Origin of the sequence: Novipirellula herctigrandis (assembly GCA_007859835.1) — a bacterium.
Taxonomy (GTDB): Bacteria; Planctomycetota; Planctomycetia; order Pirellulales; family Pirellulaceae; genus Novipirellula_A; species Novipirellula_A herctigrandis.
The window spans coordinates 2,909,922-2,922,055 of the sequence record SJPJ01000001.1 but is presented as its reverse complement, the minus strand read 5'-3'; the positions used below and the strand labels follow the sequence as shown (position 1 = coordinate 2,922,055).

Below are 12,134 nucleotides of genomic sequence, written 5' to 3'. Positions count from 1 at the left end.
TTGATTAACCTTCGCGTTCGATCGTTGCCAAACTTTCTCGCAACAACGAACCGAATTCATATTTTCCGGGACAAACGAACGTACATAACGACAAGTCCTCTTCCTCCAACTCCAAAACGCCCAGCTGCTGAGCTTCATCGGTATCCCGATAAATCAGCGATCGGAGTAGTTGAGTGGCTAGAATGTCCAGTGGCATGACTTTTTCGTAAGTCCCCAGTGGCACCATTGCACGAACACTGCCGTGCGTCGCCGTCGTGAAAGCGAACTTCTTATGAGGCGTTGCAGCCGAGGCGTAGACTCGCGTGGTCGAGAATTTTTCAAATCCTGGCATTTGCCAACCAAGGAATTCTCGTTCAGTGCCTTCGGCGATTACGGAAACTTGGGTGTGATAACGACCTAAGTAACCACGGTGCCCGGTTGCTTTGCGTCCGCACAAAACCGAGCCGGAAATGGGGCGGAAGTCGACGTCGGATTTCACTTCGCCTTCGATCAATTGGGCGATATCAACGCCAAGGTGCGTTTCAAGAAGTCGCGGTTGTTCAACAATCGGGCCTGCGAGCGAAATCACGCGGCGGTTATCAAGCGTTCCATTTTGGAAGAGCGAACCGATCGCACAAACGTCTTGGTAATTGATGTACCAAACCGTCTTGTGGGGGCCGACGGGATCGAGGAAATGAATGTGGGTTCCGACCAAGCCTGCTGGGTGAGGGCCAGAAAACGTTTCGACTTGAACACCGTCAATTCCCGCTCCGGGGATCTCGGCTCCTTCGCCATTGCAGACAAAAACCTTGCCTTCGGTCAACTGAGTCAATACGACCAAACCGAGACTGAATTGGGCCTTGCGACTTGCTATTGCGACAGCAGGATCCGCCGCCAAGGGGCTGGTGTCGATTGCTTGGACAAAGATCGAACTCGGTTTGGTCCCAGGTGCGGGAACCTTGCCGTACGGGCGAGTGCGAAGTGATGGCCAAAGTCCGCTGGCCAGCAATTGCTGCTCTACCCCGTCACGCCCAAGGGCCGATGGGTCGGCACCTTTGGCGTCGGCAAATTCGATCCGATCGTCGCCTTCGACTTCGATGACGAGTGATTCAAATTTCCGCTTTGCACCGCGGTTCAGTTCCACCACCTTGCCCGAAGCAGGGGCGGTGAAGAGGACGCCCGGTGTTTTTTTGTCTTCGAAGACTGGTTGCCCTTGGCGAACATTGTCACCTTCGGCGACCAGCATCGTCGGCTTCATTCCGACATAGTCATCGCCAATGATTGCCACACGGTTGATGTGTTTAGCAACCTCGACATGCTGTTCCGGTGCGCCCGCGATAGGCAGGTCCAAACCCTGTTTGATCGTTGTCATGGTTTTGAAGTGCGAAAGACTGTTTGCAAGTGATAAGCCGCATAGCCGCAACAATTTGCACTCACCAGAACCCCGCAAATTACCAACCTTTTGAAGAGTCCCCCGTTGCCGGAAAACCGTCACTTCGTAAAAAACTCACATGCAACCCCTGAGGCTCACAATGGAGCAGACAAGGTTGATTGTGAAAAAAATCACAAAGTAGGCTGGTTTCAAAGCTCGCGTTAGGAAAAACCGTGCGAGCGAGGTTAGTGGCACTGTACCAGCAGGGGTTTTGTGAAACCTTTTCCGTAGGATTTCCTTTTCCGTTGGATTTCCATGGAACCTGGCGATCGTGCCCAAGGTGGACGAAGTGTCGCGGGTGTGAATATTGCATAGCCTAGCGCCGCTGGCAACGGCATACCGCTCTACTTAGAAATATTCGATTTAGGAATCGCGGTAACGATGGTTCGGTCCCCCGTAAGTCACTCCAAGGGGGCTCGGGGGGCATCGGCAAAAGTTTCGGCTCGACGAAAAAGAGAAAAGCGGGTTTGATAGGGTGGACTAGGCGATTTCCGCTTGAACATCCATCGCAACGCTTTCCTCAAAGTTCTTCTCAATGTCGTCATCGCTTCTTCCTGCTCTCGACTCAGCGGCCAACCAAGTGCGCCGAGACGATATCCGCAACGTCGTTATCATTGCCCATGTTGATCACGGCAAAACGACACTCGTCGATTGTTTGCTTCGCCAAAGCGGGCAATTTCGTGATACCGAGCTCAAGGGGGAACGCATTCTTGATTCGAACGATCTTGAGCGGGAACGAGGAATCACGATTTTGGCGAAGAATATCTCGATTCCTTACCGTGGCGTCAAAATCAACTTGATCGATACCCCCGGTCACGCGGATTTTGGTGGCGAAGTGGAACGCGTGGTAAAGATGGCCGATGGAGCGCTCGTGTTGGTTGACGCTGCCGAAGGCCCGATGCCGCAGACCCGCTTTGTGCTTGAGAAGGCGTTGCAGGCCGGTTGCCGCCCGATTGTGGTCGTCAACAAAGTCGACCGCCCCGACGGACGGCCGCATGAAGCCCTTGATGAGGCCCTCGAACTTCTCGCGGAACTCGGTGGCGAAGAACAACTTGATGCAGCGGCGTTTGTCTACGCAAGTTCCAAAGAAGGCTACGCGACCGCTGATCCCGACAAACCGACTGCCGATATGCAGCCGCTGTTGGATTTGCTTGTCGATTCGTTGCCTGGTCCCGAGGTCAACCCGGATGCACCGCTGGAAATGATGGTCACGACGCTCGATTGGAGCGAATATGTTGGCCGAATCGCGATTGGCCGTATTTCAGCTGGCAAAATCGACGCCGGGCAAACCGTCGATTTGCACCAAAAAGATGGCGTCAAGAAAGTCAAGGTTGCGAGTTTGTATGTCTTTGACAAGCTCGGACGCGTTGCGACCGAGACGGCTCGGGCCGGCGATATTGTCGCGATCGAAGGAATTGCCCAAGTGGAAATCGGTGATACGATCACAATGGTTGACAATGGCGAAGCATTGCCACGACTCAAAGTGGACGAGCCGACCTTGGAAATGGTTTTCAGCGTCAATTCGTCGCCGATGGTCGGTCGTGAAGGAAAGTATGTCACCACGCGACAACTCAAAGCCCGACTTGAAAAGGAACTTGAGCGGAACGTCGCCCTGAGGGTCGAGATGATCCCAGGCAGCGAAGCGTACGCCGTAAAAGGTCGAGGCGTATTGCACTTGGCGATCTTGATCGAAACGATGCGCCGTGAGGGATTCGAACTGAGTGTCGGGAAGCCGCGAGTGATTTTCAAAGAGATCGACGGAAAGCAGCACGAGCCGTTCGAAACTTTGCGAGTCGAGGTGCCCACCGAAGCGATGGGGCCCGTTATGGAATTGGTTGGTAATCGTCGTGGGCAAGTCGAAGAGATTGCACAGCGTGGCGAATACAGTTTGATTCGATTTCTGATTCCTTCACGAGGGCTAATTGGATTGCGAACTCGGCTTCTCAATTCGACTCGCGGAACGGCGATCATTCACCATCGGTTCGAGAGCTATCGGCCGGTTGAAGGTGATTTGCCCAAACGAGCCAATGGTGTTTTGGTGTCAATGACGTCGGGCAAAGCAATGCCTCACGCGATGTTCTTGTTGCAGGACCGCAGTGAAATGTTCGTGCCACCCGGAACGGAAGTCTACGAAGGCATGATTGTCGGCGAGAACGCTCGCGAGAACGACATGATCGTGAATCCATGCCGCGAAAAGAAACTCACCAACGTCCGAGCCGCCGGCAGCGACGAAAATGTGATTTTGAAACCGGCAAGGGACCTGTCGCTCGAAGCAGCCCTTGAATACATCGAAGACGATGAGTTGGTCGAAGTCACGCCCGATAACATCCGGATGCGTAAGATTTTGCTAAGCGAATCCGCCCGTCGCCGCGCAGGACGCAACGCATAGTTCGTCGTTGATCACAGCCCAGATCATCACAGCCCAGATCAACGGCTATTCTGCATTCCTTCGATAAAGGCTTGGTCCTTTTCACTCATCTTCGATAGGGGGACGGTGACAAGGTTCCCGTCTTCACGGCTGAGGACCAAGCTATCGTTGGCGATCAGCAGTAGCTTGGCACGGACTTTGAACTTGCTTGTTGCGTCGGTCCACACTCGAAACGGTGTCAACGCTTTGCCTGTTTCTGAATCCGTTGGTGTGGCCGATCTCGCGACGGCCGATTTTAGGCTGGCTGGCTGGGGAAGATCCTTTGGTGCGAGTTGAATCTTTTCGCGTTCCACGATTGCGCGTTTCGGGAATGGGCCTCGGAATTCGATTTCGACTCGGCCACTCGGCAAAACCTCTTTCACCGTCGCGGCCTTCCACCAATTCGATCTCTCGTTGACCTGCACGATTTGTCCGGAATAAAGCGGGGTTGCCCCGGTCACGGTGCGGCCTGTGGATTCGACATGCATGTGGCTGTCGTAAGACTTCACAAGCTTGTTGGTGCTGGCAAACTCGCGGTCCCATTTTTCGAGTGCCTTTTTGGCGAAGGTGACAACGACGCCGCTGTCGCTTTGAGTGAGTTTGCGAATCGTGGCGACGATTTCGCGATCAGGGTCAGCTGGTGTTTTGGCGGTCAGTTTTCTCAAAGCGTCGATGCGTTCTGATACATTTCCGGTTCGCATCGCCTTGAGCCATGCTGTTTTTTCAATTGCCGTCACTGGGCGAGCGGCTATTTCAGCACGCTCGGCGGCCTCGCGTTCTGCTTTCGCTTTACGTTCATCTGCTGCTGCTTTTCGCTTGGCTACTTCTGCTTCGGTTAGCAAGTGATAGCGAAGCCGAAGGGGGGCGGTCACCATCGCACCACCGAGTTCCACTTTCAACTGGTACGTGAAATCCATCGAACCCGGGAGGTTTCGTTTTTTGTCGAAGACCCATGTTCCTGAGCCATCGAGCTCAATCACCGAGTCTGTGTCTTTGAGGGGCATGATCAGCTTGTAGGTTTTTTTAATCGAAGCTTGATCGGCGTTTTGGTTGAGGAGCTCGTAAGTCATCTGCGTCGATGCCGTCCGAAGGTCACGATCATTGCGGTCGGAAAACGGAGGGAAGCCAAATCGGTCCTGTGATTCTGTTGCGGCAACGCCGACCGTTCCTTCCCGTTTCCAAGTAGTTTGGTCGGAGGGTGGTAGCGGTTCAAAGGGAAGTAACGACAAATGGCCTAATAGGTAAGGCAGTTGCGATTCACCTTGAAGGGCAACCAATTCGCCGAGCGAGGTAATCGTGACGGTATTGGAGGTTGTCGATAAGCCGCGATAGGTGGGGGTGCGGCCAAAGCCGGAGCTATGAGAAAACGAGTGCCGAGGCGGAAATGTTCGCCGTCGGGTCAAACTCTTGTTTTTTGTTGATTCCGATAGTCCACCTTGGAAGGTCATGCGGACTTCGCCATCGGAAAGCGATTCAATTTTGTAACGCGTGGTTCCTTTGAGCGAGGTTTGCGATGGGCCGAGGTCGAGGTTGATATCGAATTCGTATTCCACTTCCGACGGTACATTCGGCGTGTAACGAAGCGTTTGGGCCTCGGCAATTGAGTGAATTGCCATAAGGAATGCAAACAAGCGGGCTATCGTACGACCAGAGAAATACATCTTCATTGATTGAATCACATTGATCAGGGCGCTCGGAATCCAATGGAACGAGTTTCAGCTCGTAGCGGACGAGACCATTCTAACGGTGTTATTTTGTCGCAAGGCACACAATTCAATCGGTAGCTAGAAAGTTTTTCAAAAAGAGTTCGTCCTCTAATGGATTCGTGACCTAGGTTTGTTCTAGAGCCAAAAATTAGACTCTTTCAAACAACTCCTAAACCATGACCGTTCTCCTTAAACCAAAACGACGAAGGCCAAAGCGTCGCATCCGCAATGCGGTCGCTGCGGTTGAGCTAGCGATTTGTTTGCCCGTGTTAATTTTGTTAACACTCGGCACGCTCGACGTTTGCTCGATGTTGTTTTTGAGAGAAACCATCACGATTGCTGCGTATGAAGGCGCTCGTCAAGGAGTTGGCCGTGGTCACACCGATGCGGATGCGACCGATTGCGTGATGGAGTTCTTGGACCAACGCAATGTTCAATATGACGGATCGAATTTAGTCACGATATCGACACCGGGCTTTACGGACGCAGAGACTTTGGAGAATGTCACAGTGACGGTCACCGTTCCTGTTACAGAAAACTTGTTGATTCCCGCATACCTGTTTGGTGACATGACGATGTCTGCGGATGTGACCATGCGGAAAGAGTATACGAACCTCAGTAACTAATCCTTGCCCGTGCTTGTTGATTCAGGTAAAGAACCCTTTTTAATCGCCCAAACGGCAGCCCTTCCATGAAATACCTACGAACCCGAAACCGAGCTCGGAAGCGTTTTCGCGTTTGTCGCCACGGGCACCGTGCCGGTGCGACGATGGTTGAATTTGCGATAGTGGCGAACCTGTTCTTCATGGTGGTTTTTACCTGTATTGAATTCGCCCGAATGAATATGGCGCGTAACTTGGCGCAGGATGCTGCCTACTATGCGGCTCGCATCGCGATGGTGCCAGGTGCAACTTCTGAAGATGCCACTAGCGAAGTCAATCGGATCATGGGATCGATGTTCAACGAAGATGGCTTTAGTGTTGAAGTGAGCGATGTTGATTTCGAAGCCGAAGAGGTCATTGTTTCCGTTGATGTTGACCTAAAGAAGATTGCCCTGTTTACACCCATGTTCTTACCAGACTCAATCCTGCGATCGACCGCCGTGATGCGAACCGAACGCTACGAAGGTTTTTACGAGCAGCAGTGAGTTTGGCTCGCCGATACGACTTTGGAAAATTTGATTAACAACTTGATAGCCAACGCTTTTCCCCTTTCCCTTTTGCGATCTCCGATCATGACCAAGCATCAAAACCGATTACACCCAATGTGTGCCGAATTTGTCGGAAGTATGGATACTTGTCGTCAACTTATTGAATCGCCTCGACCGGCGTCCCGTCGAAACGGGACGGTGATGGCCTTGATGGCGTTCCTGCTTCCCGTTCTGGCTCTGCTTGCCGCGTTTTGTATCAATGCGGCTCAGATGCAATTGACGCAAACGGAATTGATGGTCGCAACCGATGCTGCAGCACGCGCAGGTGGGCGAGCCTTTAGCGAGCAACAAACCATTGAGGCCGCTACGGTCGCAGCGATCGCAACGGCGGCGCTCAATGATGTTAATGGTGAGCCGCTGCAGATTCGAGCGGGTGAGTCAGCGGCTGAGATTGAGTTCGGTATCACCACACAGCCTTCTGGATTGACTGGTCGATACGAGTTCAACAAGATGCCGATGGCGTTGGTCGAAAGTGGCGAGATGATCGCTAGCGCGATCCGCGTCAATGGAAATCGCGATAATACCTCCGTTTCCGGTCGTGTTCCGTTCATCATTCCAGGCATTTTAGATTCGCACGATTTTGCCTCCCATCAACAATCGGTGGCAATGCAAGTTGACCGTGACATCACTTTGGTTTTGGACCGCAGCGGTTCGATGTTTCCTGATCCAAGATACCATTGGCCCTACCACAAAGGGCCAAACTATATGACAGCTGCTGAACAGGAAGCAGCCGTTGCTGCGGACATTATGACCGCCGAACCAGAAATGAGATGGGTTCGAGTGTCAGGGAGATGGGAGAGGCAGCCAACCGGTAACACGGTCTATCAACGTGCTTCTGGAGTATCACGTTTGCGGTTTGAACAATGGTTGTGGGGCGAGCAGAATTGCCCAACTCAACCTTGGCAAGATTTGGTGCTTGCCGTCGACGCTTTCTTAAGCGTGCTCGATGCAACCGTTCAAGAAGAACAGGTTTCGTTTGCTTCATACTCAAGTAATGCCAGTCTCGATATTGGCCTAACGAAGGATTTTAGTAGCGTCCGTAGTGGGATCTATGAAATCGCCCCTAGCGGCGGTACGGCGATTGGACTGGGGATGCGAACCGGTATGCCGGCACTAACGAGCGCCGCAGCACGCCCCTACGCTGCCAAGACGATGGTTGTGATGACCGATGGCAACGAAAACAGCGGTAGCATGTACGCTTTGCCGAGTGTTCAACAACTCGTCGCTCAATGTCCACTAACCATCCACACCGTTACGTTCGGAAGCGGAGCGGATAAAGATGCGATGAGAGCTGTCGCGCTAGCGGGGGGTGGTAAGCACTATCACGCTGATACCGGCGCGGAATTAATTTCGACTTTTCAAGAAATCGCTAACAATTTGCCTTCGATCATAACGCAGTAAATTGAGAAAGTAGTCTTCCACCTAACGCATTGAATCCATTCATTGCTGTCGAGTGGGAGCATGTGAATCTAACACGCATTTTTGTCACCCGAAGCGTTTACGAGCATCGATGCCGAGCTCGCAAAACGCCTCGGGTTGATTCACTTGATTCGTGCATAACCTAAAAAAAACGACATGAAAAATTCAAACGCCCCATCCACCGGTAACGACTCGAAACCATTACCGGATTCACCGATTCGCCCCGCCAAGCGTGGTTCACAATTCGGCATGTTATTGTCGATTATTGTATCGAGCGGTGTGCTCATTTGGGCATTCACGATGCCGATGCGGCATGGTGCGATGCCAAACCAGTCGGTTGCCACGCCTGTTAGCTCGTCGCAATCCAGGTTGGTGGAGTCACAGCATCGAAGATTGCGTGCGGAGCAATATCGTGAACAAGCATTGTCGATGGATCGTGAGTTGATATCGAGGCAACAACGAAAAGATGCCTGGAAGCGGGAATCGTTGCCCGATATCAATCGCAGAACCGAAAAACGTGCTCAAGAACGCGTGGAACGTCTTTTGGTGCTTCAACAAAAAATTGAGGAATTAGAGGGCGCCATTGAAGACACACCCGAGTGGGAACGCCTTCAAAATCTATACATCGAGCGGAAAAATGCCGACTGAAAGTGGCTTTTCCGACAAGGGGATTTGAAAAGCGACATGCGCCGGTTCCTTGACTATCATGGGGATTGCGTTTGTCGGATCCCCCATTAGCTTTACTCACTTTCTGACCCAATATTGTCCATGTTGCTTTTTATTTGGCGTTCTGTTTCGCGTCCTGTACTGGGTGCTCGGTTGACATGTGGACTGCTGCTAGTGGCTGCGAGTTCCCCAGCGATTTCGTTTGCACAGGACGATTTGTTCGGTCCGCCACTGTCGGGAGGAATCTTTGACGCTCCTATCGACGGGCAAGAGGAAACTGCGGGTGCCATTGTCGGAAACACGGATGAAGATGCGGAACAAGAACCGGATCCATTGACTGAGCAGCTGCGGGTCAAGGCTCGCTATGGTGGTATCAAACGAGCCGAAGCGATCTCGTCACTCGCGAGAATCGGTCGATGGTCCGATGTGAACCGTGTGCTTTCCCAGGTCAACAGCGAAGATGCCGATGCGGACCTTCTTGCCGCAATGTCGCAGAAGATCGAACCGGCATTGAAACTCCGAATCGACCGTAGACCTGAGATCGATGACACGGCACGCGAGGCACTTAACAAGCTTCGAAAAGCAGAAGCCGACTTTGCACATTCGGAACAGCGGCTCGAGAATGCCGTAGCAAACTTGGGTGCAACTTCGGTAGACGAACGTATCGGGGCGATCCGCGCTTTACTAAGTGGCGGGAACGTTGCAATAAAAAACCTCGTCAATGCAGCGGTTAAAACCGAACCACCAGCACCTCGCGACGATATTTTGCGAACGTTGCTCCGGCTCGGCGACGGTGGTACAAAAGCACTTCGCCAATTGGCGCTCTATGGCGAACCATCGGTTCGTCTCGGTGCACTGAAATCACTTGTGAGAATTGACAAAAACGAGGCTGTCGACGAATTGGTCACGGCTGTCAACGCTAGCGACTCGACCGATGACGAGCTCGCGTTTGCGTCATCGGTTTTGGCCCAAGTACCTTCGGGGGCTCCGAACCGATCCAACAGTATCGCGTACCTTGGAGAACGACTTCAAGGCAAGCTTTCTGATGCCAAGCTCGTTGATAACGATCAAGCGACAATCGCTCTTTGGTATATCAATAAGAATCGCGACGGTATCGAGTTTCAGTCATCCAGTTCGATGATGGCTGCTTATCGAGACACTTCGGATGCTGCTTCCCGGTTGAGGCGTATCGATGGTTTGCCACCGGGAATTGCGAACGAAGTCATCGTGGCTGAGATGGGGTACCGCGTGATACTTGATCCCGATTGGGGTGACGAAGGACAGCTCAAAGCGATTCGCGGTGCGCTGGCTTCTGCTTTGGCTCAAACGAGTTTGATTGATGCGGTATCGCATGCGATGGAGTTGGATGCTGAGCCAGCAGCGATAGGCTTACTACGGCTCATCGGAGCGACGGATGATCCACTGCTGCATTCACGATTGCTCACATCGGCGTCCCCCGACCCATCGCCTTTAGTGATGGCAGCAATTTCCGCGTCGCCTCGGGTTCGCTATGAAGCGGCCACAGCTATTAGCGGATTTGAATTTTCGATGGACTATCCCGGCAGCAGTTTGGTTCAACAAACGCTTTCCGAAATGGCTTCGCTTAGCGATTTGCCTACTGCGGTCTTGGTGGAAACACGGGCGGACGTGCTGCTGATCCAGGAGAAAATCCTCCATGACCACGGATACGCCATTCGTGTGGCATCAAACACGGCCGATGCGGAACGCGCCGTTAACCTTGGTGGAGACCTAAGAATGCTAATTTCAAAGGTGCAGCTAGCCGATACAACCGCTGTCGAATTGGTCGACCGTATTCGTCGTCTTTCGCGAGGGGAACAGTTGCCGATTGTCTTTTATGGCACCGTTCCCGAGCATTTGGACACACCTCGGTGGGATGCACCCGTGCTTTTCATGGACCATGCGCCGGGTTCACCCGCAGCGCATTTCGAACTGCTTCACGACATGGAACGTCGGAGTCGCTTACCCGAAATGACACAGCTCGACCGTGAGTTGTATCGTCAAATCGGGACAAAAGCGATTCAATAGTCTTACTGGTCTTCGTCATCCCGGAGGAAGCTGAAGCCGGTTCGCTCATCGACCGATTTGTAGAATCCTGTCAACACATCGTTTGCTGAGCCACCGCCAGCAAGAAGCGCCATCATCCGATCGCGTGGTTCCTTGAAACGGCTCTTCAGCATATCCGTGTCAGGTTGGAAACCTGTGGGTTTAACCACATAGACGACTCGTTCGGGTTGGTTTAACGCTACGCCGGATTTGCCGACGTCCGTGGTAAAGACCGTCTTCATGAAGGCTTCGCCGACGGAGTCAAGTTCAGGAACATTGCCAATTGACGCTCCTTGGAAGCCGAACGAATCGAGCCAACTGAATGGTCCTAGTCCGGTCTGCACTTGGTCCTTTTTGTCTGCGGGGACGGCGTCGGCTAGATCTTTGCCTTCACCTTCATTCGCTGCAGCAGCAATTTTCTCCGCCGCTGCGACCGCCAATTTGCGTGCTTCTTGCATCCGGATTTCCGCGATCACTTCTTCGCGAACTTCTTCAAGCTTGGGAGTGTAGGCTTCGGATTCGGAGGTCTTCCATGAAACGTAGATTCGGCCTGCACGATCATCAGCGGTTCGCAGTGGCGAGTACAGTTCTTGACGCGGAACGGCTTGTCCTTGTTGAGACGCACCGCCGTACATCATCGTCACGAACGCCGGGCCACGACGCATTTGTAGCGATCCCACTTCTAGTGAATTGGCGATCGGTTCCGCTTCGATTGTCACTTCGGTATGCGGGCCCATCTTTTCGTAGCGGAATCCGAGTGATTCGCCAAGGGCTTTAAGATCGAGTGCTTCCGGTGGTTGAACATCTTGGCCAATCGATTTGTTACTTTCGTAAATGGCCTTCATGTTGAAATAACGACGCATCTTCGAATCCAATTCGATTACCGCCGAATTCATCCGCTCCATCGCGATCGGTTGAGCAAGCGAATTGGCGATTTGTTCGCGGACGTCTTCGAATGATTCGACCTTCGATTCGGCTTCAGGTTCGGCTTCTTCGGTCTGGTCCGAGGTTGCTGTCTCGGAATCGGTGGAAGCTTGTTCGTCCATCACCTGGTCGGTCGCAGGCTCTTCCGGTTTCGCTTCTTCGGTCGCAGGCTCTTCCGGTTTCGCTTCCTCGGTCGCAGGTTCTTCCGGTTTCGCTTCCTCGGTCGCAGGCTCTTCCGGTTTAGCTTCTTCGGTTGCAGGCTCTTCAATCATTTCTTCTTCGGCTGTTTCCTGCATTGCAACAAAGCGAACACCGTTCGTGGATTCC

The 12,134-nt window shown here is 52.7% G+C and carries 8 protein-coding genes and 1 pseudogene; 6 read left to right on the top strand and 3 right to left on the bottom strand.

Translation table 11 applies throughout. The features are described 5' to 3' along the window. Nucleotides 1-4: 4 nt before the first annotated feature. Entirely contained in the window at nt 5-1,351 is a 1,347-nt protein-coding gene (locus CA13_RS10745) for a Na(+)-translocating NADH-quinone reductase subunit A (protein WP_146396239.1), read from the bottom strand. Nucleotides 1,352-1,946: 595 nt separating this feature from the next. Between CA13_RS10745 and typA the strand changes: the two genes are divergently transcribed. Next, nucleotides 1,947-3,800 carry a translational GTPase TypA gene (typA, locus tag CA13_RS10740; protein ID WP_146396236.1) on the top strand — a complete coding sequence of 618 codons (1,854 nt, stop codon included), beginning with the start codon at nt 1,947-1,949 and terminating at the stop codon, nt 3,798-3,800. Between the two features lie 38 nt (nt 3,801-3,838). Here typA and CA13_RS10735 read toward each other — a convergent pair whose 3' ends face one another. Further along, a complete protein-coding gene (locus tag CA13_RS10735; RefSeq protein ID WP_419194179.1) occupies nt 3,839-5,434 on the bottom strand; it encodes an SHD1 domain-containing protein in 1,596 nt (531 codons plus the stop codon). A 266-nt stretch (nt 5,435-5,700) separates the two neighbouring features. Here CA13_RS10735 and CA13_RS10730 point away from each other — a divergent pair, with 266 nt between their 5' ends. From CA13_RS10730 to CA13_RS10710, 5 genes are all read left to right on the top strand, one after another. Then, on the top strand, nt 5,701-6,150 hold the full coding sequence (locus CA13_RS10730) for a TadE family protein (RefSeq protein ID WP_146396230.1): 450 nt from the start codon (nt 5,701-5,703) through the stop codon (nt 6,148-6,150). A gap of 65 nt (nt 6,151-6,215) precedes the next feature. Beyond that, nucleotides 6,216-6,671 carry a TadE/TadG family type IV pilus assembly protein gene (locus tag CA13_RS10725; RefSeq protein WP_419194178.1) on the top strand — a complete coding sequence of 152 codons (456 nt, stop codon included), beginning with the start codon at nt 6,216-6,218 and terminating at the stop codon, nt 6,669-6,671. A gap of 87 nt (nt 6,672-6,758) precedes the next feature. Next, nucleotides 6,759-8,135, top strand: a complete 1,377-nt coding sequence (locus tag CA13_RS10720; protein WP_419194177.1) for a vWA domain-containing protein — start codon at nt 6,759-6,761, stop codon at nt 8,133-8,135. Nucleotides 8,136-8,309: 174 nt separating this feature from the next. Beyond that, nucleotides 8,310-8,801, top strand: a complete 492-nt coding sequence (locus CA13_RS10715; RefSeq protein WP_146396227.1) for a hypothetical protein — start codon at nt 8,310-8,312, stop codon at nt 8,799-8,801. A gap of 120 nt (nt 8,802-8,921) precedes the next feature. Beyond that, complete coding sequence (locus CA13_RS10710) at nt 8,922-10,865, top strand: PleD family two-component system response regulator (protein ID WP_146396226.1); 1,944 nt, start codon at nt 8,922-8,924, stop codon at nt 10,863-10,865. A 2-nt stretch (nt 10,866-10,867) separates the two neighbouring features. On the opposite strand, the pseudogene CA13_RS10705 reads toward CA13_RS10710, so the two are convergent. Continuing rightward, nucleotides 10,868-12,134: pseudogene (locus CA13_RS10705) on the bottom strand (hypothetical protein); the annotation flags it as partial.